This is a genomic window from Neiella holothuriorum, assembly GCF_019457915.1.
GTDB lineage: Bacteria > Pseudomonadota > Gammaproteobacteria > Enterobacterales > Neiellaceae > Neiella > Neiella holothuriorum.
This window is the reverse complement of the sequence record NZ_JAHZSS010000001.1, coordinates 310,772-333,745: the sequence shown is the minus strand read 5'-3', so window position 1 is coordinate 333,745 and position 22,974 is coordinate 310,772. Positions and strand designations below refer to the sequence as shown.

At 49.5% G+C, this 22,974-nt stretch carries 21 protein-coding genes; 12 read left to right on the top strand and 9 right to left on the bottom strand.

Annotated elements, in window-relative coordinates:
• Window positions 1-46: 46 nt before the first annotated feature.
• Entirely contained in the window at window positions 47-1,552 is a 1,506-nt protein-coding gene (locus K0504_RS01525; protein ID WP_220102369.1) for a CYTH domain-containing protein, read from the bottom strand.
• A 144-nt stretch (window positions 1,553-1,696) separates the two neighbouring features.
• On the opposite strand from K0504_RS01525, the gene K0504_RS01520 reads away from it, so the two are divergent.
• The 4 genes from K0504_RS01520 to putA all read left to right on the top strand — a co-directional run bounded on the left by K0504_RS01520 (window position 1,697) and on the right by putA (window position 7,743).
• Entirely contained in the window at window positions 1,697-2,377 is a 681-nt protein-coding gene (locus K0504_RS01520; RefSeq protein ID WP_220102368.1) for a TIGR00153 family protein, read from the top strand.
• A 30-nt stretch (window positions 2,378-2,407) separates the two neighbouring features.
• Window positions 2,408-3,676, top strand: coding sequence for an inorganic phosphate transporter (locus tag K0504_RS01515; protein WP_220102367.1), 1,269 nt, complete (start codon window positions 2,408-2,410; stop codon window positions 3,674-3,676).
• A 142-nt stretch (window positions 3,677-3,818) separates the two neighbouring features.
• A complete protein-coding gene (locus K0504_RS01510; RefSeq protein WP_220102366.1) occupies window positions 3,819-4,418 on the top strand; it encodes a TIGR04211 family SH3 domain-containing protein in 600 nt (199 codons plus the stop codon).
• A gap of 196 nt (window positions 4,419-4,614) precedes the next feature.
• A complete protein-coding gene (gene putA, locus K0504_RS01505; RefSeq protein ID WP_220102447.1) occupies window positions 4,615-7,743 on the top strand; it encodes a bifunctional proline dehydrogenase/L-glutamate gamma-semialdehyde dehydrogenase PutA in 3,129 nt (1,042 codons plus the stop codon).
• A 98-nt stretch (window positions 7,744-7,841) separates the two neighbouring features.
• Here the strand turns inward: putA and K0504_RS01500 are convergent, their stop codons facing one another.
• Entirely contained in the window at window positions 7,842-8,585 is a 744-nt protein-coding gene (locus K0504_RS01500; protein ID WP_220102365.1) for a general secretion pathway protein GspB, read from the bottom strand.
• Window positions 8,586-10,130: an ExeA family protein gene (locus K0504_RS01495; protein WP_220102364.1), complete on the bottom strand. Its 1,545-nt coding sequence runs from the start codon at window positions 10,128-10,130 to the stop codon at window positions 8,586-8,588.
• Between the two features lie 176 nt (window positions 10,131-10,306).
• On the opposite strand from K0504_RS01495, the gene K0504_RS01490 reads away from it, so the two are divergent.
• Window positions 10,307-11,551, top strand: a complete 1,245-nt coding sequence (locus K0504_RS01490; protein ID WP_220102363.1) for a multifunctional CCA addition/repair protein — start codon at window positions 10,307-10,309, stop codon at window positions 11,549-11,551.
• Between the two features lie 99 nt (window positions 11,552-11,650).
• A complete protein-coding gene (locus K0504_RS01485) occupies window positions 11,651-11,842 on the top strand; it encodes a hypothetical protein (RefSeq protein WP_220102362.1) in 192 nt (63 codons plus the stop codon).
• A gap of 68 nt (window positions 11,843-11,910) precedes the next feature.
• Here K0504_RS01485 and K0504_RS01480 read toward each other — a convergent pair whose 3' ends face one another.
• Entirely contained in the window at window positions 11,911-13,062 is a 1,152-nt protein-coding gene (locus tag K0504_RS01480) for an iron-containing alcohol dehydrogenase (protein ID WP_220102361.1), read from the bottom strand.
• Between the two features lie 170 nt (window positions 13,063-13,232).
• On the opposite strand from K0504_RS01480, the gene K0504_RS01475 reads away from it, so the two are divergent.
• A complete protein-coding gene (locus tag K0504_RS01475; RefSeq protein ID WP_225917892.1) occupies window positions 13,233-14,111 on the top strand; it encodes an AraC family transcriptional regulator in 879 nt (292 codons plus the stop codon).
• A gap of 15 nt (window positions 14,112-14,126) precedes the next feature.
• Here the strand turns inward: K0504_RS01475 and K0504_RS01470 are convergent, their stop codons facing one another.
• The 4 genes from K0504_RS01470 to folB are packed head-to-tail and all read right to left on the bottom strand — an operon-like array spanning window position 14,127 to window position 16,261.
• Window positions 14,127-14,573 carry a GNAT family N-acetyltransferase gene (locus K0504_RS01470; protein ID WP_220102360.1) on the bottom strand — a complete coding sequence of 149 codons (447 nt, stop codon included), beginning with the start codon at window positions 14,571-14,573 and terminating at the stop codon, window positions 14,127-14,129.
• A gap of 14 nt (window positions 14,574-14,587) precedes the next feature.
• Window positions 14,588-15,391 carry an undecaprenyl-diphosphate phosphatase gene (locus K0504_RS01465; protein WP_220102359.1) on the bottom strand — a complete coding sequence of 268 codons (804 nt, stop codon included), beginning with the start codon at window positions 15,389-15,391 and terminating at the stop codon, window positions 14,588-14,590.
• A 28-nt stretch (window positions 15,392-15,419) separates the two neighbouring features.
• Window positions 15,420-15,902 carry a 2-amino-4-hydroxy-6-hydroxymethyldihydropteridine diphosphokinase gene (gene folK / locus K0504_RS01460; RefSeq protein WP_220102358.1) on the bottom strand — a complete coding sequence of 161 codons (483 nt, stop codon included), beginning with the start codon at window positions 15,900-15,902 and terminating at the stop codon, window positions 15,420-15,422.
• 5 nt (window positions 15,903-15,907) lie between these two features.
• Complete coding sequence (gene folB, locus K0504_RS01455; RefSeq protein WP_220102357.1) at window positions 15,908-16,261, bottom strand: dihydroneopterin aldolase; 354 nt, start codon at window positions 16,259-16,261, stop codon at window positions 15,908-15,910.
• A gap of 134 nt (window positions 16,262-16,395) precedes the next feature.
• Between folB and plsY the strand changes: the two genes are divergently transcribed.
• A complete protein-coding gene (gene plsY / locus K0504_RS01450) occupies window positions 16,396-17,028 on the top strand; it encodes a glycerol-3-phosphate 1-O-acyltransferase PlsY (protein ID WP_220102445.1) in 633 nt (210 codons plus the stop codon).
• Between the two features lie 97 nt (window positions 17,029-17,125).
• Here plsY and tsaD read toward each other — a convergent pair whose 3' ends face one another.
• Window positions 17,126-18,139, bottom strand: coding sequence for a tRNA (adenosine(37)-N6)-threonylcarbamoyltransferase complex transferase subunit TsaD (gene tsaD, locus K0504_RS01445; protein WP_220102356.1), 1,014 nt, complete (start codon window positions 18,137-18,139; stop codon window positions 17,126-17,128).
• Between the two features lie 200 nt (window positions 18,140-18,339).
• On the opposite strand from tsaD, the gene rpsU reads away from it, so the two are divergent.
• The 4 genes from rpsU to rpoD all read left to right on the top strand — a co-directional run bounded on the left by rpsU (window position 18,340) and on the right by rpoD (window position 22,867).
• Window positions 18,340-18,555, top strand: coding sequence for a 30S ribosomal protein S21 (gene rpsU, locus K0504_RS01440; RefSeq protein WP_220102355.1), 216 nt, complete (start codon window positions 18,340-18,342; stop codon window positions 18,553-18,555).
• Between the two features lie 34 nt (window positions 18,556-18,589).
• On the top strand, window positions 18,590-19,039 hold the full coding sequence (locus K0504_RS01435; protein ID WP_318837906.1) for a GatB/YqeY domain-containing protein: 450 nt from the start codon (window positions 18,590-18,592) through the stop codon (window positions 19,037-19,039).
• 112 nt (window positions 19,040-19,151) lie between these two features.
• Window positions 19,152-20,918, top strand: a complete 1,767-nt coding sequence (dnaG, locus tag K0504_RS01430; RefSeq protein ID WP_220102354.1) for a DNA primase — start codon at window positions 19,152-19,154, stop codon at window positions 20,916-20,918.
• 101 nt (window positions 20,919-21,019) lie between these two features.
• Window positions 21,020-22,867, top strand: coding sequence for an RNA polymerase sigma factor RpoD (rpoD, locus tag K0504_RS01425; protein WP_220102353.1), 1,848 nt, complete (start codon window positions 21,020-21,022; stop codon window positions 22,865-22,867).
• Window positions 22,868-22,974 lie beyond the last annotated feature (107 nt).

The following is a 22,974-nucleotide window of genomic DNA, read 5'->3' as shown; positions in this document are numbered from 1 at the left end:
TCCTTATTGGGAAGCTGGCGAGCCAGCATAAAAAGCAGCCTTGGGCTTAGCGCCAGTAAGGCTCCATCGCTAGCGCGACTTGTTTGCTTTGATCCACTAACTCTAGCCATGACTGGCGCTTACGCATAATCCAACGCTCAAACGCGTCACCATCTTTGAGTTCAATGCCTTTGGCCGTTCGCTGTAAGTAGTCGAGCAGCGCTAATTCCTGACAACCATGCAACATATCTTGCCACGGGCCACGATAAGCCGACTCAGCATCGGGATCGAACAAGCGGCGGAAGCAATTGCCACTCAGCAAAGCCCGCTCTAAACGCTCACACCCTTTGGCGCAATCGGCCGAATTAAGTGATTGCTCGGCCGGAAAACGTTCTGCGACGTAATTTTTTGAATGATCGAGCACCCGCTGCGCCAGTTTAGTCACCGACTCATCAAGTTCAGGTTGCGGCTGGCCTTCTAAACGCCATTGTTGGCAACTGAGCCACTCGCTTAACTGCAACAACCATTGGCTATAGTCGCGGCTGGTTAACAAGGCCGAGGCTAAATTGCTATTGGTAGTCTCATCATTGTCTTTCAGTACTTTGCGGACTTTCTTTTTGTCTTCAAGACGTTTCATGTACTGATCTTTTTGCTCAATGATCTGCTCGCGATACAAGGCATCTGCTACCCATTGCAGTTTTACCAACCAGATTTTGGCATTGGCCAGTAAATTCAACGAGGCTTCGTCCACTACTTCATTAAAGTAGTGGCGAATTTGCAGCATCCACAGCAAACCATGACGCACTTCTTGCAGCGCTTGGATACTGCGATTGGCAAAAAATACATCCTGATTGAGTTGTAAATGACGCAGGGCTGCACTGGATAATTCGATGAGCGCTTGTTCAACCGTGTGGCTTGACGTCAGCGATAACAGCGGGAGCTGCTCAGCCGTTGGATCAGGAGCACCATCAAGCAAGCTATAACCGCGAGCAGCCTTACTGGCTTGGCCGGGTCTGACATCAAACTTTTTGCAAACCTTACGTGCCAGCTTGAAAAGTAATGATGGTGGCCCTTTAACCAACTCCATTTCCATTTCGCAAATCGGTACACAGCGATCACCACTGCATATTTCGCCGTGATCGAGCACCACCTCAACAATGGCATCATCGCTGTAGCTCAAGAGCCAAGTTTGGCGGGTGAAATTGGTCGTGAATTGGGAAATCAGAGCATCTTGGAGGTTATTGAGTTCGAGATCATCAGGCCAGATATCGCGTTCGAACAGGAACAGATCAGGTCGGCGGCCATCAATCGGAATATTATACTCCGGTCGCGCGTGCAGGCCGCCGATGACTTTACCGGCGGTTTTTAAGGTTTGCTCCGAGCGATCATCAACGGTGCGAACACGCAGACCACAGTCTAATTGCCGTAAGCGACGATCAGGCGTATCAAAATAAATGTTGCCAAGTTGGCGTTGATAATTCTTGATGACCTGAGGACGCTGCTGCATCCAATTGCTGAGTGCTAGCAAGTCATTGGGGTCAACCAACAGCTTTAACTCAATCTCTGTATCCATGTTTTTTTTCAGATTCCAAGCAGCTTTAAAGCCGATCGGACTAACAAAATCTGCCTATTCTTATTAAGGGTGTATCAACAGCTAATCGTTTCGGTTAACATGCGCGCCGATCAATAACCGTGCTTGCACGGATAAGGATGAATCATGCCACTAACGAATATTATGGGTGTGTTTGCCCAATCACCGATTAAACCTCTGGTAGAGCATATTAATAAAGTTCACCAGTGCTGCGAAGGGTTAATCCCATTTTTTGAAGCAGTTATCGAAAAAGATTGGGTAAAAGCTGCAGAATTACATCGCTCAATTTCAAAAGCAGAAAAAGATGCCGATGATCTTAAGGCTCAAGCTCGCTCTAAATTGCCTGCTGGTTTGTTTATGCCAGTAGAACGTACCGACATGCTCGAATTGCTCGGTCAACAAGACCGTATGGCCAATCTAGCCAAAGATGTATCGGGCCCGGTCATTGGTCGTAGCCTAGAAATGCCTGTCCCTCTCCAAACTGACTTTATCGCCTATGTTGCTCGCTGTATTGATGCCGTATCTCAGGCGAAGAAGGCAGTCAACGAACTCGATGAACTGCTCGAAACTGGCTTTGCCGGTCGCGAAGCTGATCTCGTTGAAAACATGGTTCGTGAACTCGACGTCATTGAAGACGATACTGACCACATGCAAATTTTGCTGCGTGGTAAATTGCTCAAGCTCGAGTCCGAAATGAACCCTATTGATGTCATGTTCCTATACAAAATGTTCGAGCAAATCGGCTCGATCGCCAACCGCGCAGATTCTGCCGGTGGTCGCTTGGAACAAATGTTGTCTCGCTCATAATAATTACTGATTAAGCGTTGAGGATTTCTCATGGTTGACGTTTTAGTTCAACACGGCCCGATGTTGATTGCGATTGCCGCTATCGTAGGCTTTTTTATGGCCTGGGGTATTGGCGCCAATGATGTAGCCAATGCAATGGGTACATCTGTCGGTTCAAAAGCTCTAACAATTAAACAAGCCATTATCGTGGCAATGATCTTTGAATTTGCGGGTGCCTACTTAGCCGGTGGCGAAGTCACCAGCACCATTCGCAAAGGCATCATTGATTCTGGCTATTACACCGATGTACCCGAATTATTAGTGTTCGGTATGATCGGCTCACTAATGGCCGCAGGTTTGTGGTTATTGGTTGCCAGCTACTTGGGCTGGCCGGTATCCACCACTCACTCGATTATTGGTGCGATTGTTGGTTTCTCTGCTGTTGGTGTCGGTTTTGACTCGGTCAGCTGGGGCAAAGTAGGCGGTATTGTTGGTAGTTGGGTTGTCACACCAGCAATTTCAGGCTTCTTGGCGTATCTCATCTTTCAGTCAGCGCAAAAATTAATCTTTGATACCGAAAACCCCATCCGCCAAGCCAAGCGCTTTGTGCCTATGTACATGGCCTTTGCTGGTTTCGTGATGTCGCTGGTTACCATCAAGAAGGGCCTTAAGCACGTCGGTATTAACCTTGATAACCTAGAAGCCTACACCTTGGCGATTGCCATTGCAGTTGTCATTGGCGCGGTTGGTGCTTTTGTCATTGGTCGCTTGAAGATGGATGAAAAAGCCGATCGCCGCACCATGTTCATGAACCTCGAACGTATTTTTGCGGTTCTGATGGTACTAACGGCTTGCTGTATGGCATTTGCCCACGGCTCCAACGACGTCGCAAACGCCATTGGTCCACTAGCTGCCGTTGTTAGCATTATTCAGCATGATGGTGAAATCACTAAGAAAGCAGCTCTCGCCTGGTGGATTCTGCCTCTCGGTGCCGTTGGTATTGTGGCTGGTCTGGCAATTTTTGGTCATCGAGTCATTGCCACCATTGGTAAAGGCATCACTCACCTGACGCCAAGCCGCGGTTTCGCTGCCGAGCTGGCCGCCGCCTCTACCGTAGTAATTGCTTCGGGTACCGGTTTACCAATTTCGACAACTCAAACCTTGGTGGGTGCAGTATTGGGTGTAGGTATGGCACGTGGTATTGCAGCCTTGAACCTAAGCGTTGTGCGTAACATTGTGGTGTCTTGGGTTGTAACTTTGCCTGCCGGCGCCATCCTATCGATCATCTTCTTCTACATCTTAAAAGGCATTTTTGGCTAGATGCGGATGCCCATGAGCCGTGACTAAGGTCATGGGAACGATGAAACATTCGAGGGAGCGTCAGCTCCCTCTTGTTTTTCTGCTCACATCTTCCTAGCATGGAGCCACCTGATAATAAGCAATGTTCGCTTTATTTGATCTTATGAAATCACTCCGTTCTGTCTCTATTTTTAGTCTTCTCTTAGTCGTTTTGTCGTTTGCTGGGTTAAGCAAAGCAGAAACTCAAAGCAACTATTTTATTAGCGAAGATTTGTACACATTTATGCACAGTGGTGCCGGAAAACAATTCCGAATCGTTGGTAGTGTCAACGCATCAACCCCAGTAATCTTGCTTGAAACCAGTGATGACGGAAGCTTTGTAAAAATCCGTGATGATCGAGAACGTGAAGGTTGGGTTGAAGCCGCCTCGCTGGCGCAAGGTCAAACCTCGCAGCAAATCATTGAGGAATTGAACCAAAAGCTTGTGGCTGTGAGCAGCGATATAAATGCTGATAAAAATGAGATTGCGCAACTGTCCAATCAGATTGACAACTTACAACAGCAGCTCAACCAGCAACAACAATCGGTTCTTGAAGCCAATAAACAACGCGACGTACTGCAGCAGCAACTCAACGGTTACACCGATGAAATTGAGATGCAGTGGTTTATCAACGGCGCACTGGTAGCCGGCGGCGGCTTATTGTTAGGCGTAATTTTGTCTTTCTTACCGCGCCGCAAGAAAAAGCAGGACAACTGGATGTAATGGCACGCAACTCAAACTGAACGGCAGCTCATTACGATTCAGTTGAACGCTTAGGTTAATTGCAAGAGCAGAGTACAAAGGGGGTGTCATGACACTCCCTTGTTATGTCTGCCAACAACGTTCAACACTACCGACAATGTAATGAGGTCTTGTCATGATTCAGGAAGTAGAGATTTCAACTGACGCCAGCAGCCTGATGTTTCCCGCTAAAATCGCTGCAGATAGTATCCAACAGCACATTAGCGCCTTCTTTTTACAACCCGAAAATGACGTCATAAAACAGCTTCTCGCGCTGTTACCTGACGATGTTCAGCTCGCGCATTCTCATAGTGAGCAAGCGGCTCAACTGATCGAACAAGTTCGTCAGAACAATACCGGCGACGGCCTCGACGCATTTCTTCAACAATACAGCCTCGAAACCCACGAGGGCATCATCTTGATGTGCCTCGCCGAAGCGCTGCTCCGTATTCCTGATCCAGCAACAGCCGATGCATTAATCCGCGATAAATTATCAACAGCCGATTGGTCTCAACACTTAAAGTCCAGCGACAGCTTTTTTGTCAACGCGTCCACTTGGGGGCTCATGCTGACCGGAAAAGTCGTTGCCTCGCCAGCTGGATTGGATGACGAACCCGACAAGCTATTCAGCAAGTTGGTGAGTAAAATGGGCGAGCCGGTGATCCGCAAAGCCATGTATGCCGCCATGAAAATCATGGGCAAACAATTTGTGCTTGGCACCACCATTAAGTCAGCTCTAAAAGCGGCTAAAGCCGACCGTAAAGAAGGCTACTGGCATTCCTTTGATATGCTCGGTGAATCAGCACTAACGGCGCTTGATGCAGCTCGTTACCACAACGCTTATATGGCCGCGATTGAACAAATTGCAGAACATAGAGGCAGTGGCAACCCTCATTCGGCGTCGATCTCCATTAAGTTATCGGCCCTGCATCCGCGTTACGAAGAGCCACAAGCAGAGCGTGTGCTATCGGAAATGCTTGATGCCATGTTGGTGCTAATCAACAAAGGCCGTGAATTAAATGTTGGTATCACCATTGATGCCGAAGAAATGGACCGACAAGAGTTGGCTCTGCGTTTGTTTGAACGCCTCTACCACCACCCTGACGTGCAAGGCTGGGGGCAGCTGGGCTTGGTAGTGCAAACCTACTCCAAAGTCGCCCTGCCGGTATTACAGTGGGTAAATGCTTTGGCTCAAGAGCAAGGTGATGAGATCCCAATTCGACTCGTAAAAGGCGCTTATTGGGATAGTGAAATTAAACTTTCGCAACAGCTGGGCTTACCTTACTACCCAGTGTTCACGCGCAAAGCATCAACCGATGTTTCCTATCTCGCATGTGCGCGTTATGTACTCTCTGAAGCCACTAAGGGCAATATTTATCCTCAGTTTGCAACGCACAACGCCCATAGCGTGGTTAGCATCCTGAGCTTTGCGGGCGAGCGAGATTTTGAATTCCAGCGCTTACACGGCATGGGCGAAGATCTATACGCCTTGATTAAGCAAAACCACAACGCTCGCTGTCGAATTTATGCACCCGTTGGTGATCATAAAGACTTGCTGCCGTACTTGGTGCGCCGACTCCTTGAAAATGGCGCCAACACGTCGTTTGTTCACAAATTGCTCGATCCGAAAGTTGCCCCTGAAGCACTTGCAGCTCATCCAGTACTGCAATTAAAAGAAAAAGCGAGCTTGGCCAACGATCAAATTGTGATGCCCGAAGCGCTCTTTAGCGATCGCATCAACTCTGCAGGCATCAATCTACACATGTCGTGCATGCGCGAGCCGTTTTTAGCCGCGTTAGAGGCTTGGTCAAACAATGAGTGGCAAGCGGGCGCCGTGATCAATGGTGTCACCCAGCTCGATACGAGCAGCCGCCCTGTTAACTGTCCGGCTCAGCCCCAAGAGCTAGTAGGTCAGGTACACGATGCCGATAGAAACTTAACCGAACTAGCCATTGCTGCCGCTCACGCGGGATTTGCCAATTGGCATAAAACGCCGATTGAACACCGCGCCGTGGCACTGGAAAAATTAGCCGATCTGCTCGAGCAACATAGTGATGAATTGATTGCTTTGTGTGTGCGCGAAGCCGGTAAAACCTTGCAAGACAGTATTGATGAAGTGCGCGAAGCGGTCGATTTCTGTCGCTATTATGCCCAACAAGGCCGTGCCCTTTTCGCCAAACCCCAATTAATGCCCGGCCCAACAGGGGAATCGAATACCTTGTCGCTCGAAGGTCGCGGAGTGTTTGCATGCATCAGCCCATGGAACTTTCCATTGGCCATTTTCTTAGGTCAGATCAGCGCAGCGTTAGTCGCTGGCAATACTGTGGTGGCAAAACCCGCCGAGCAAACGTCACTGATAGCTCACCGCACGGTGGCATTGATGCTTGAAGCCGGCTTCCCTAATGAGGTGATTCAGCTGGTGCCAGGCCCAGGTGCAGAGGTTGGCCAAACATTGAGTGAAGATGAACGCATTGCCGGCGTTTGTTTCACCGGCTCCACGGCCACCGCTAAACGAATTAATTTAGCGCTTGCGAACAGAGCTGGCGCGATTGTGCCACTAATCGCTGAAACAGGTGGTCAGAACGCCATGATCGTCGATAGTACGGCGTTGCCCGAGCAAGTGGCCAAAGATGCCGTTCAATCGGCTTTTGCTAGTGCAGGTCAACGCTGCTCAGCTTTGCGTGTGCTGTATGTGCAAGATGATATTGCCGAGCGCGTCATCGAGTTGTTACAAGGCGCAATGGCCGAACTACGAGTGGGGCTACCTGCCAGTTATGCCAGTGACTTGGGGCCAGTGATTGATAGTGCCGCTCAACAGAAACTATTGGCGCACATTGAGCACATCAGCGAACACGGCAAATTGCTATATCAAACGCCGTTGCCGTCAAAGCAGTCGGGCTATTTTGTGCCACCTAGCTTGATTGAAATCGATGGTATTAAGCAACTCACAGAAGAGCAGTTTGGCCCCATTCTTCACTTAGTTCGCTATAAAGCGAGCCAATTGGAGCAAGTGATTGCTGACATTAACAGCACAGGTTTTGGCTTAACATTAGGCATCCATAGCCGCAATGAAGGCTTAGCGCAGCGAATTGCCAAACAAGTTCGAGTCGGCAACGTCTACATCAATCGGAATCAAATTGGCGCCATGGTTGGCGTACAGCCGTTTGGTGGTCAGGGCTTATCTGGAACAGGCCCTAAAGCTGGCGGGCCACACTACCTGCAACGTTTCGTGACTGAACGTACCGTCACTAACAACCTCACAGCAATTGGCGGTAATGCCAACTTGTTGAGTTTGGGCGACGCCTAGTTAAACAAACGCCGAACAATTAAAAACGCCGCTACTGTGCAAACAATAGCGGCGTTTTTATAGACACTTGGTTATTTGACTTCGGCTGTGCTCAAAAACTACCAGTCACTTAACGCGGGTAAGGTAAATTGCTCACCCTGCATTTCCATCACGACCTTGTTCGGTAAGATGGCAACAACTTGCACCGAATCGTTAATCCAGCCGCCTTCTTGAATTTCGTTGCCGTTCACTTTGACCATACGTTTACGCGGATCTGACGAGTACGAGTGGGCGCTAAACTCCATAACCGGCACTTGGTTTTGGAAGCTTTGGGACTTACGGGTTAACGGCACCACATCGGCGGTAGCCGCCTCCTGCTGTGCTTGCGGACTGGCATCATGTGTTGCCTCTACGGCTTGTTTGAACAACGCCGCTAGGGCATCACCGCCAAGTCGTTCTTCTTGCTCGTCGGCAGCCACTAACGGCTCTTGTTCACCGTCAGCAATTCCCGCATTAACAGGCTCGCGTGGTAACTCAACAACAGGCTTTGCAGGTTGCGGCGCGATCACTGGCACAACAATGGGCGATCGTGGTTGATAGTCACTGTAATCAATAACATCGAGCACCACGACTCTCGGCTCTGGCGCTTCAACAATTTGCATTTCTGCAGGCTCAGGTTGGCGTGTCCAAGGCTGCAACCAAAAGCTCAAACCACCAGCAATCAGTAGCAATGCCACTGCCGGTTGCCACCAAGTCGAGCGCAACTTAGCCTGATCAATGCCGGCTTGGGTATGTAAGCTGGGCACATCACCCACTTGCGCATCGCTGGCATTGCGTTTGAGCGCATCTAAGATGTACGACATTTACAACTCCTGCGATAACTTAACGGGCACATCACCCATCTGAGCATTGAGCTGGATCAGCGTATGATCACCAGCAATGCCATCCGGCTCTAAATTCTGACTTAATTGAAACCAGCGAATTCGTTCGGCAAGTTGCGCATCGTATTGTTGAAGTACTCGCGGCGCTTGCCCTTGCAGGAAGCTCAACTGAGTTTCAAGCCACTGAATTTGTGATGCGCTAGCATGGGTTCCAATGCTACCCAAATACCCTTGCGGCGGTTGCCACACTAATACCGAAGAGCCCTGATAATGCGCCAGTAGCCAATCCATATCGGTTTCAAGTTGCTGACCCGCCATATGCAAGCGCACGCGCTCACCTTGCACGCCTACCAACACCGCATAAAACTGCATGCCAGACTCGTCTTCCAGTTTCAGCAACGCTGGGTGCTCTAATACCAGCAGCCGATTAATAGGCTGCTGCCCCCATAAACATTGCAGGCCATAACGGCGCAGGCTCTGGCAATCCGAACGCGGTTCATTCACGCCCCAAACTGCTGCTAATTCTTTAAAGCCTTGAGGTAGATTACGGCTTTGCTGAGCGCTAGCTAACCAATCCGACTCTGCTTCAGCCTCAACAACCACGGGTTCAGCTTGTGGCATGGGCCAGAATTGCCAAATGGTCACTACGGCGATCACCACCAAAGCGGCGGCCGAAATGCTCTGCCACAACCAATTGTTACGCGTGCCGGTATCTTCTACCAAGCCTTGCACTTCTCGCGATGCCGCTTTGAGTAACTTGCCGTCCACTTGCCACTGCTGCGCCGCATAGGCTGCCAACATGGCCCGATCACACAGTAAGTTAATTAATCGAGGCACACCGTCAGAGAGCTTATGCAGCTGGTTCAGTGCATTGCGAGTGAAAATAGGACGCTGGCAACCGGCAACTTTAAGGCGATGCTGAACATACTGAATCACTTCTTCACGGCTTAACGGCAACAGGTGATAACGAGCGGTAATGCGCTGGGCAAGTTGTCGCAATTCGCGCTGGCGCAGCAGCTCTTGTAATTCGGGCTGGCCAATGAGAACAACCTTTAACAGTTTTTTCTTATTGGTTTCTAAGTTGGTGAGTAAGCGCAGCTGCTCCAATACTTCCGGTCGCAAGTGCTGTGCTTCATCAATGATCAACACCGTATTTTCGCCATCGTCGTGACGTTCAAGCAAATGATCACGAAGCCGATCGAATAAGATCTTGATGGTGTCCAGATGGGCATCATAAGGCAGGTGCAATTCATCACAAATAGCCGCCAGTAACTCTTGTGCATCCAGTGCCGGATTGAGAATAAAGGCGGTACGAGTATTGGCAGGCAGTTGCTCTAATAAACAACGACATACGGTTGTTTTGCCCGTGCCGACCTCACCGGTAAGCAGCACAAAGCCGCCGGTATCGTTAAAACCAAAGGTCAGATGCGCCAACGCTTCGCGGTGTCGATCACTTAAAAACAGGTAAGCCGGGTCTGGGGCAATGGAAAACGGGACCTCAGACAGGCCGAAAAATTCGGTATACATAATGGCATTCTATCCTTGCGATGGCGTCAAGGTATCGCCTGCACCTACACTTGTCAAAGCAACTCCCCGCAGGCCAAGCCGTCAAACATCAGGGAGCGATTTCCGATGTACGATGTTTTCCAGCAATGGTAGGCTTTGCGATCTATCCAAAGCAGGCAGTTAGTGAAGAGCACAGTATGCAAATTTTTCTGGTAGGTGGCGCCGTTCGCGATCAATTACTTGGCTACCCGGTCATCGATCGGGACTGGGTTGTTGTGGGTGCCACACCAGAACAAATGCTAGCCCAAGGCTTTACCCAAGTTGGCAAAGACTTTCCTGTATTTTTGCATCCACAAACCAACGACGAGCACGCTCTTGCCCGTACCGAACGCAAGGCAGGCCATGGCTACGGCGGCTTTACCGTCAATGCCAGCCCTGATGTGACGTTAGAAGAAGATTTACTCCGGCGCGATTTAACCATTAATGCCATTGCTCAAGCCGAAGATGGCAGCTTGATTGATCCCTACGGCGGGCAACGCGATCTTGCCGAACGCGTGCTAAGGCATGTTTCCGATGCCTTTGTGGAAGATCCGCTGCGGGTATTGCGCGTGGCGCGGTTTGCCGCCCGCTACCATAGCCATGGCTTTACCATTGCCGATGAAACCTTGGCACTCATGCGCCAATTAAGCGGTAATGGCGAGCTTGATCACCTGACCGCCGAGCGCGTATGGAAAGAAACGCAGCGCAGCCTCGTGGGGCCAAACCCGCAAGTTTATTTTCAGACGCTGCGTCAATGCGGCGCGCTTGAGGTATTGTTTCCTGAGCTTGAAGCCTTGTACGGCGTGCCGAACCCAGTTCGCTGGCATCCGGAAATTGATACCGGTATTCACACAATGATGGTGCTAGAGCAGTCTGCCAACCTGACCGAGCAGAGCCACATTCGTTTCGCCGCACTCACCCACGATCTTGGCAAAGCCATCACGCCACCGGAGCACTGGCCATCGCACCGTGGCCATGAAAAACTTGGTTTGCCGCTCATCAATGACATATGTGATCGATTCAAGTTACCGAACGACCATCGTGATTTAGCTTTATTTGTTGGCGAGCTGCACGGCATCGTTCATCGATCGTTTGATTTGCGCCCCGACACCATCGTGAACATGCTCGATAAAGTCGATGCGTGGCGTAAGCCAGAGCGTTTTAACGAATTTTTAGTGGCCTGTGAGGCCGATCATCGGGGCCGATTAAACTTTGAAACCCTGCCTTATCCGCAAGGTGACTACTTGCGGCAATGCTATCAGGCTGCCAGCGCCGTTGATGTTCAAGCCATTATTGCCGATGGCATAAAAGGCCCAGCGATCCGACAGGAGCTAGGAAAGCGCCGCATCGCCGTTGTTGCCGACATCAAACAAGCCCACAGCCATATTCAGCTTCAGGGTTAATTCAAGCCTGAGCATTAATTGCCAGAAACGTGAACCACTGTTCAAAATATGAACACCTCAATCATCATAAGCCATTAGACTTAAATGATGGGGAGGTCGATGATGTTGACGCAACACCCAGGTTTACGGATTCACGGCGAATCACTGCGCAAAGCGATTCGTTGGATGTCTGATTTTCATGCCCATGACTGCCAAGCCGTCGAAGAGGCTTCGCTGCGCTTTGATCTGTCTCCTTTGGAAGAAGAGTTCCTCTTGCAGCACTTTGTATTCCCACCCGATGACATTCGCTGATATTTCCAAACGAGCTAAAAAAACGGCGTGCCTTAAGCACACCGTTGGTCACTGATAACCACTTGAAATTAGTCTGCAACGGCCATCTGCAAAATTTCTCGGCTCTCGCTCAAGGTAATCGATTGATTTTCGCCAAGCTCTAACAAGCCATGGTTTTCTAACTGACCGATGACCGCGTCGATTGCATGTGCCTTGTCGCTCTCGTGCTCGGTTAATTGCGTTGCCACTTGCAAGCTGTGGTAGAACAGCTCGATTTCGACGATGGTTTGCTCGGCTAAATCATCACCGCCGGTTAAGCCAAACACGTTTCGGCCCATTTGCTCTAACTTGCCACGTTTGTATTTCATTTGATTGCGCAATAAGTGCGGCTGCACAATCGCCAATGAGCGGGCGTGATCAACGCCATACAACGCAGTGAGTTCATGCCCAATCATGTGAGTCGCCCAATCTTGCGCAACACCGGCACCAATTAAACCGTTAAGTGCCTGATTGGCCGTCCACATCAAGTTAGCTCGCCATTGGTCGTTGTCTCGCTGATCGAACTGACTGGCTAGCACGCGTAAATTTTTGAGCAGCGCCTCAGCATAACCGTCTTGCACCATGGCGCCTGCTGGGGAAGTTAAGTACTGCTCGCAGATATGAACCCACGCATCAACAATACCATTGGCTAACTGACGTTCAGGCAAGGTTTTCATCACATCCGGATCCATCACCGCAAACTTTGGCTGAACCACTGGCGTAATAAACGCTAACTTGTCTTTGGTGGCCGCTTTGGTCACTACTGCTGCACCATTAGACTCAGAGCCAGTAGCTGGCAGTGTGAGTACACAGCCAAGGGGCAGTGCTTCGGTGACTTGATGCGCGCCGGTCATAATATCCCAGCTATCACCGTCATATTTAGCCGCCGCTGCCGCAAACTTAGAGCCGTCAATCACTGAGCCGCCACCAACTGCCAAAATGTAATCAATGCCTTGTGCTTTGATAATGGCCACGGCCTTGTCCATGGTTTCGCGGGTTGGATTCGGCTCCACACCAGAAAACTCTACCCACTGATGTTCACTCAGAGCGGCAGTCACTTGGTCATAAACGCCATTGCGCTTGATAGATCCACCGCCGTAGATCAGCAGTACTTTGCTCGTCGATGGAATAGATTCAGTAACCGCCTCAATTTGGCCTTGACCAAAATGGATCTGAGTTGGATTAACGTATGAAAATTTCATAATCAGCCTCTGTGTTCTGACAGTGTTATGTTCGGGCTTGCCACCCGCAACCAATGACAAGCATATTAGTGTCAATAAACTTAATTATTAACCGGTATAAATGGCAACTTATTGCCTATTCCTGCCAATTTGTGGTTTCATGACCACAAACAAACTTGCTAATGAGCATCATGCTTGCACATTTAATGCAGTCGTACGTCGACAGCCAACGTCTTAATTCACTGGAAGGCGTGGCAGAAACGACCGTACCCGGCGTACGTTTTTATCGTTCAACCACAGGTTGTGAGCGGCAGCCGCTGCTTTATCAGTCTGGCATCATTATTCTGGGTCAAGGATCCAAAACCATCCACTTAGCCGATCAACACGTGGATTATGGCGCAGGTGATTATTTGGTATTGGGCGTGCCCATGCCCATTGAATGCGAGGCGTTTGCGTTGCAACAGCAGCCTTTACTGGGTCTGAATATCGATGTTGATCCTACGCTGCTGCATCAACAAGTGGATCAACTGCTACGATTTGGCAACGGGCACCCCTGCCAACGCTGTAACCCAGAGCTTGGTTTACGCGCAGCACAACTTGATGCACGCCTAGCCGATGCTGTGGCTCGCTTGCTGACAGCCCTGCAAACAGATGCCGAAGCCAGCATTATTGGGCCAGCAATTGTGGCCGAGATTATCTATTTCACGTTAGTTGGGCCAAACGGCCATGTGCTGTTCGACTTAGCCCAGCATGACGGCCATTACGCACGAATTGCGCGCGTGTTGAACCGCATCCATGCCGCTTACGCCGACAACCTAACGGTGGATGAGCTGGCGACTAGCGCCAATATGAGTGTGTCGGCTTTTCACCGGGCATTTCGGCAAGTCACTCGCGAATCGCCGCTGCAATACCTGAAAAAAGTCAGGTTGAATAAAGCAAAAGAATTGATTGTTAACGAAGGCAAACGTGCCAGTGATGCCGCCCATCAGGTGGGTTACAGCAGCCCGTCCCAATTTAGTCGGGAGTTCAAACGGCATTTCAAAGCCACACCCAAAGCATTATTGAATTGATTGGCAGGCGGTCGCCTAGCGTTGATAGATATTGGGCTGATGACGCATCATCAAGGTGCTGGCATCGGTCACCGTAGAGAAACCAAACTGTTCATACAGGCCGTGAGCGTCTCGCGTCGCCAACATAAACCGGCGCAGCCCTTGTAACTGAGGGTGTTGATTGACGCAGTGCATCAACCATTTTGACAGCCCGCTGCCGCGGTGTGGTGTTAGCACATACACATCAGCCAGATAAGCAAATGAAGCGCCGTCGGTAATCACTCGAGCAAAACCAATTTGCTCGATATAAGTACCTGTTGTTCGGTAGATTCCGAAGCACAGCGACCCTTGAATCGTTCGCTTCACCAGCGACTTAGTGATACCTGCGGCCCAATAACTGCCAGTCAAGTAGTGATGGATAGCATCAAGCTGCAGCTGCGACTTGTCGGTACTGATGTGGTAAGGCCAACAACGCCATTCCATATTGCAGCCCTCCGTTACAGCTGCCACCAGCCAAAGGCCAGTAAGCCAATTCCCAGCAGCGCTCGATAAATCACAAACGGCGTCATGCCAATGCGATCAATCAGTTTTAAGAAGAAGTGAATACACAGATAAGCACTAATCGCCGCCAGTACGGCGCCAAGCAGCAGCATGTTCCAATCCGCTTGCTCCGGTGAATCCAGCAATGCCATTGTACGATTCGCGGTGGCCAACAAAATCACCGGAATCGACATCAAAAAGCTATAGCGAGCCGCAGCCTTACGGGTCATCCCCAACATTAATGCTGCCGTAATTGTAATGCCCGAGCGGCTAGTCCCTGGGATCAGAGCCATCGCCTGTGCCAAGCCCAATATGATGGCTTGGCGCCAACCAACGCTATATTCATCGCGTTCACTTTTGCTGTAACGGTCGGCCCACCACAGCAGCGGTGCAAACACTAATGTCGTTACCGCAATAACCCACGTGGAGCGTAGGTAGCCTTCAATCAACGACGAGCAACTAAGCCCTATAATCACGGCAGGCACAGTGGCAAGAATAACGCTCCAAGCCAGTCGAGATTCGCCGGTCTGTTGCCCCGCCAACGAGCCACACCAGGCTAAAAACAGACTTTTTACTTCGTGACGAAAGTAGCCTACGACAGCAATCAGCGACCCCGCGTGCACCGCCACATCAAACGCCAGACCTTGATCGGCCCAGCCAAAAACTTGTGACGGTAAAATCAGGTGAGCAGAGCTGGAAATTGGGAGAAATTCAGTTAACCCCTGAATCAGGGCTAACATAATGGCTTCGAATACTGACATTGCGCTTCCTTGCAAAAACAATCAATGACTACCAATCGAATGGAATTGGCGTTAACACCTGTTGATGTGGGTAGTTATCCCACATCTCTTGATAGGTTTGGCCGACGACCGGATGACGATGTTGCGGAGCCACCTCGGCCAGCGGCCACAACACAAATGCATTTTCGGTAATTTCGTGACGCGGGATTTGAACGCCTTTGACCGAGATCACATCGTCATACAGCAGCAGATCCAAATCAAGGGTTCGATTGCTGAATTTTTCAGCATTTTTTTTGCGGCCGTTGGCCAGCTCGATTGTTTTTAGCCGTTGCGCAACCGCTTGTGGTGATTCTTGGGTATGGGCGCCAATGACCAAATTGAGAAATACCGGGCCGGCAAAACCAACCGCTTCACTTTCAAAAACGCGAGAGACCAAAAGCTCCCCATAGGCCTGTGCCAACGCTTGTCGCGCGGCACGAATATAAAGCTCCGGCTGCTGGTTACTGCCCACACTAATGAAAATTTGCGCCATATGACTTACTCCGCGGTGCGCACAATGCGCAAACCAACAGATTTGGCAGCTTTGACCGCTCCGGGCTTATGCAAGGTGATTGCGACCTTTGCCACATTGAACTCACCAATGATGAGTTGCGCCACTTGTTCGACTAGGGTTTCCAGCAATTCGACACGAGCGGCCTTTACGTGCGCCATCACTCGATTTGATACCGCTTCGTAGTCCAACGTATCAGCTAAATCATCCGTTGCAGCGGCTGCGGCAATATCAAAAGTCATCTCAATATCAAACAGTAGCGTTTGCTGAATTTTCTTTTCCCAATCGTAAACACCAATGACGGTATCGACGCTCAGACCTTGGATAAACACAGTGTCCATTGATGCTTGAAACTCACAAGTTAGGGGTTGCTGCTATTAGCCTATTTGGCTGGTCGGATAGGGTAAGCCATGCTAGCGTTGTAGGCTACCGCCTTATTTTGGGCCGAATATACCCCAGTTACGCAATGGATCAAATGCTGACAGAGACTTTATTAACAGGACTGATGATTGTTGCCGCTTACCTGTTCGGTTCAATCAGTAGTGCTGTATTAATTTGTCGTGTGGTTGGCCTTCCCGACCCTCGCAGCGAAGGCTCTGGCAATCCCGGCGCAACCAATGTGTATCGTATTGGCGGTACTGCACCGGCCGTCGCCACCTTACTATTCGATATTCTCAAGGGCACCCTCCCCGTTTATGGCAGTTACTTTTTTGGTTTAACGCCATTGAGTTTAGGGCTCATCGCCATTGCCGCCTGCTTGGGTCATATGTACCCGATATTCTTTGGTTTTCAGGGTGGAAAGGCGGTAGCTACGGCATTAGGCTCCATTGGCCCTATTGGTTGGGATATGACCGGTTTACTGCTGGGGACTTGGATCATCACAGCACTGCTGGGCCGATATTCATCGCTGGCATCGCTGGTAACCGTCGCGCTGGCGCCAATTTACGCCTATTGGCTCAAACCTGAATATTGGATTCCGGTACTGATGTTAAGCGTACTGATGGTGGTACGACATCGGGCGAATATTACTCGACTATTAGCCGGTACCGAGCCTCACATCCTTGATAAAACTCAACGCAAAACTAGCCAGCCGCCAGAGCAAAAATAATTACAACGACTGTTACTCGTTCCCGTTGCAAATGCAGGGGCCATAAAGCTTGGTTATGTTTGAATAACCAAGCCTACAACTCATATCGCAAAGACTCTTAAACTGCAGGTAGCGTTTCTAGCGGCCAGCGAGGAAAGACTTCAACGCCTTGTTTCGCCACTTGTCCGGCCTTAAGTCGTTGCATCCCCGCATACGCAATCATGGCGCCATTATCGGTGCACAATTCAGGCCGCGGGTAATATACCTTACCATTGCGTTTGCCCAGCTCAATTTCTAACTGACGACGCAGCTCAATATTGGCGCTCACACCGCCAGCAATCACCAAACGATTCAAGCCCGTTTGCTTAAGCGCCCGACGGCATTTAATGATCAAGGTATCAATAACGGCTTCCTGAAACGCATAGGCGATGTCAGCATGAGTTTGTGGGTCTGCATCATTGGCACGAATGGTATTGGCCGCATGCGTTTTTAAGCCACTAAAGCTGAAATCAAGACCCGGCCTGTCGGTCATTGGCCGTGGTAATTTAAACCGCCCTGGCGTACCAGTAAGCGCCATTTTTGCCAGCGCAGCGCCGCCCGGATAATCGAGCCCAAGTAATTTGGCTGTTTTATCGAACGCTTCTCCCGCCGCATCATCAATGGACTCACCAAGTAATTTGTATTCACCAATGCCATCCACTTCAACCAACATGGTGTGGCCACCCGAGACAAGCAAGGCGACAAATGGGAAGTCGGGAACGTCCTCTTCTAGCATCGGCGCAAGTAAATGGCCTTCCATATGATGAACCGGCACAGCAGCTGTATTCCAAGCAAACGCTAGGCTGTTACCAAGCGTTGCGCCAACTAATAACGCGCCAATTAACCCTGGGCCTGCCGTATAAGCCACACCATCTATCTGATCTGGTGTACAATCCGCCTCGGCCAATACTTCGCGAATGAGCGGAATGGCTTTGCGGACATGATCGCGTGACGCCAATTCAGGCACAACGCCACCGTAATCTGCATGTAACTTAATTTGGCTATAAATGCGATGTGCTAATAATCCTTGCTCATCGTCATAAACGGCAATGCCTGTTTCGTCGCAAGAACTTTCGATACCCAGAACACGCATGAATTAGCCTCTAACTTGTTGTTAAGCGGAGGCGGATTTTAGCCTGTGAAGGATTAAGACGCAAAGGGCCTTTACAATGCCAATCGAGCGGATTACAATGCCGCACCATTTTTCGCCGAGCTCTAATTTCACTCCTTTTACTCTGGGGTAGGGGCTTGATTGATAAACTATTGAAAATACCGTTTTGAGGTGATTGGCTAATGCCTGTTGTTAAAGTCCGTGAAAATGAACCATTTGACGTAGCGCTGCGTCGTTTCAAGCGTTCTTGTGAAAAAGCTGGCGTTCTGTCTGAAGTTCGTCGTCGCGAATTTTACGAGAAACCAACCACTGAGCGTAAGCGCAAAAAAGCTGCTGCTGTTAAGCGTGCCCAGAAGAAACTGGCTCGTGAAAACGCTCGTCGCGTTCGTTTGTACTAATTCGCTACGAATTAGAGACTGAAAAGGTCTGATTGTGTCTGCTTTAATTGCTCAACTTAAAGATCAGCAAAAAGATGCCATGCGCGCTAAAGATAAACCGCGTCTTGGCACCTTGCGTTTGATCTTGTCTGAAGTGAAACAGCAAGAAGTAGACACTCGCACTGAGTTAAATGATGACGATGTCATCGCGATTTTGACCAAAATGGTCAAACAACGTAAAGACTCAGTGACTCAATTTGAAGCAGCTGGTCGCGATGATTTAGCGACTAAAGAATTGGCTGAGATCACTGTTATTGAACAGTTCTTGCCTCAACCTCTGAGTGAGGCTGAAGTCAATGATTTGATTGACCAAGCCATTGCCGATACCGGTGCCGCAGGCATGCAGGATATGGGTAAACTCATGGGTGTTCTTAAGCCTTTGCTTCAGGGCCGCGCCGACATGGGCGCAGTCAGTGGTAAGGTTCGCACCAAGCTAACCGCCTGATTTTGCAACCAAACCACAGATAGCTTTCGAATAAGCCGTGCTTTTTATAAGTGCGGCTTGTTTGTCTTTATCATTTGGTCTTTCTGTAAGACAAAAGGATACCTGACACGGCATGGCTATACTTCGATCATTCATTGACGACTTACTCGCTCGTACCGATATTGTTGACCTGATCGATGCCCGTGTACCGCTTAAAAAAGCCGGTAAAAACTATTCTGCTTGTTGCCCATTTCACAACGAAAAAACCCCGTCATTCAGCGTCTCACCGGATAAACAGTTCTATCATTGTTTTGGCTGTGGTGCTCATGGCAATGCCATTGGCTTTATGATGGAGTTTGATCGGTTAGAGTTTCCCGAGGCCATTGAAGAGTTGGCTCGCGAACACGGCCTTGACGTCCAATACGAAGAACGCAGTGGCAACCAACAAAAGCAACAACCGCGTCAGCTGACCAATGATCAATATGAGCTGATGAACCTGATCAGCCTGCAATATAGGCAAAATCTCAAACAACATGCGCAAGGGCCCAAAGCCGTTGAGTATCTTAAGAATCGTGGCTTAACCGGCGATACAGCAAAGAAATTTGGCATTGGCTTCGCCGGCGCCGAATGGGACAACGTGTTACAAACCTTCGGCTCAACTGAACAGTTACAACGTCAGTTGGTCGAGCTAGGAATGCTCATTCAAAATGATAACGGCCGTCGTTACGACCGATTCCGCGACCGTATCATGTTCCCCATTCGCGATCGCCGCGGCAGAGTGATTGGATTTGGCGGCCGCGTATTAGATCAAGGCGAACCCAAATACCTGAACTCGCCAGAAACACCGCTATTTCACAAAGGTCAGGAATTATATGGCCTGTATGAAGTCAAACAAGCGCATCGCAACATTGACCGAGTGCTCATTGTAGAAGGCTATATGGACGTCGTGGCACTGGCGCAATACGGTGTTGATTACGCCGTTGCTTCGCTTGGTACCGCAACCACGCCGGAACATTTGCAGCTGCTGTTTCGTCAAACCCGTCATGTCACTTGTTGTTACGACGGAGATAAAGCTGGTCGCAGTGCCGCTTGGCGGGCATTGGAAAACGCCCTGCCCTTATTGCGTGACGGCTTAACGCTCGACTTTGTGTTTTTACCTGATGGTGAAGATCCTGACACCTTGGTACAAGCGCAAGGCAAAGACGCTTTTGAGCAACTATTGGCCGAAGCCACGCCATTATCGAAAGTGTTGTTCGACCATTTACTAGCGGAACACAACGCCGCTTCCGATGCCGGCAAAAGTGCATTGGTAGCAGCAGCAAAGCCGCTAATCGAACAACTGCCGCCAGGTGTTTACTTTGACATGATGCAAGATCAGCTCGCACAGCTGGTCGGCATGACCCAAGAGCAACTTGGGCGCCATATTAAACAGCAACATAGTCAAACCAGCACCGCCAACCAACAACACAAAATGACCATGACCCCAGTGCGAAAAGCTATCGCGCTGTTGCTGCAAGTACCCAACTTAGCGAATGCCGTTGAGCCACAACCTGAGTTGGCCAAACTCGATATTGCAGGCGTCGATTTGTTTGTTGACCTGCTAACCACGGCCAGAAATGCGCAGGTCGCCCATGCGGGGCAACTGCTTGAATACTATCGAGAGCACCCAGCATTTGGCGCGCTAGCAAAGCTCGCAGCCATCAGCAGAGAAGGCATTACCGATGACAATGCTGAACTGGAATTTCTCGATACATACAGCTATTTGATTGATAAATACTTAGAGCAGCGGCTGGAACAATTGCTGCTAAAAGAAAAGCAAGGAGAGCTGACGCGCGACGAGCGTCACGAATACATGACACTGCTGCAGGCACTCAAGCCTAAAACAGTGACACCAGAGTAACAATTCAGGCTGGCCGCAGGACAATAATCGGCGTATAATTGTTCGCTTACGTCTGCGTTCAGCACAGCACTAATTTCAATACTGTTTAAGTGGAAGACTCTATGGAGCAAACCCAACAATCTCAGCTCAAACTGCTTGTTCAAAAAGGCAAAGAGCAGGGTTATTTGACCTATGCCGAAGTCAATGATCACCTTCCCGCTGATATTGTCGATTCGGATCAGATTGAAGATATCATCAGCATGATTAACGACATGGGTATTAAGGTGTATGAAACTGCGCCTGATGCCGATGATTTGATTATGGCGGCAGAAGCCAACCAAGACGAAGACGCTGCCGAAGCGGCCGCACAAGCCTTGGCCAGTGTTGAATCTGAATTGGGTCGCACCACGGATCCTGTGCGCATGTACATGCGCGAGATGGGAACCGTTGAACTACTGACGCGCGAAGGCGAAATCGTCATCGCTAAGCGTATTGAAGATGGTATTAATCAGGTTCAGAGTGCCGTTGCGGAATACCCAGCAACAGTCGCTCACTTGATGGATCAGTGGGACAAATTTGAAGCTGAAGAAATTCGCTTAACCGACATCATTATTGGTTTTGTCGATCCAAACGATGATGGCAATGCCGCACCAACGGCTACCCACGTTGGCTCCGAGTTATCAGAAGAAGAACTTGAGGACGAAGACAAAGATCTCAAGAAAGATGAAGACGAAGAGGAAGAAGAAGTCGATACCGGCCCATGTCCGGAAGAAGCGCGCGAGAACTTTTCTGCGCTTCGCGACATCTTTGATGACATGCGCGCAACGTTGGCCAAAAAAGGCCGCGATCACGCTGACACCAAAGCTAAGATCCTCGAATTGTCGGATCTATTCAAAAAATTCCGCCTCATTCCAAAGCAATTTGATCTGCTCGTTAAGAAAATGCGCGCCACCATGGACAGAGTTCGCACCCAAGAACGCCTGATCATGAAGATGTCTGTTGAACAAGCAAAAATGCCGAAAAAAGCATTTGTTTCAGCTTTTGCTAATAATGAAACAGACGGCACATGGATTGAAGTTGCAGCAAACGCAGGCAAAGACTATTCAGCAAGAATTGAAGCTCTGAAGCCAGAACTTCAGCGCTGCATTGGCAAGTTAAATGCGATTGAAGAAGAAGCAAACCTGCCAATTATTGTTATCAAAGACATCAACCGTCGTATGTCGATTGGTGAAGCTAAAGCTCGCCGCGCCAAGAAAGAAATGGTTGAAGCAAACTTACGTCTGGTTATTTCGATTGCCAAGAAATACACCAACCGTGGCTTGCAATTCCTTGATTTAATTCAGGAAGGTAACATCGGCTTGATGAAAGCCGTGGATAAATTTGAATACCGCCGTGGTTATAAGTTTTCAACCTATGCGACTTGGTGGATCCGTCAGGCGATCACCCGCTCGATTGCCGACCAAGCACGGACCATTCGTATTCCGGTTCACATGATCGAAACCATTAACAAGCTGAATCGTATTTCACGCCAAATGCTTCAAGAAATGGGTCGTGAACCAACGCCGGAAGAATTGGCAGAACGGATGCTGATGCCGGAAGACAAGATCCGCAAAGTATTGAAAATTGCGAAAGAGCCAATCTCCATGGAAACCCCAATCGGTGACGATGAAGATTCTCACTTGGGCGATTTCATTGAAGATACAACGCTTGAATTGCCTGCTGAAGCGGCCAACTCAGAAAGCCTTAAAAATGCCACTAACGAAGTGTTAGCCGGCCTAACGGCTCGAGAAGCAAAAGTTCTTCGGATGCGTTTTGGTATTGATATGAATACCGATCACACGCTAGAAGAAGTTGGTAAGCAGTTTGACGTTACCCGTGAGCGTATTCGTCAGATTGAAGCCAAGGCTTTACGTAAGTTGCGCCACCCAAGCCGTTCAGAGCTGCTACGCAGTTTCTTGGATGAGCAATAAGCAAACATTGTTAATAAAAAACGCGGCCAATTGGCCGCGTTTTTTTTCGCCTAAATTTGTCACAATAAGATTTTGAAAAGTTTCGTTACAAAGAACGTAACCACATG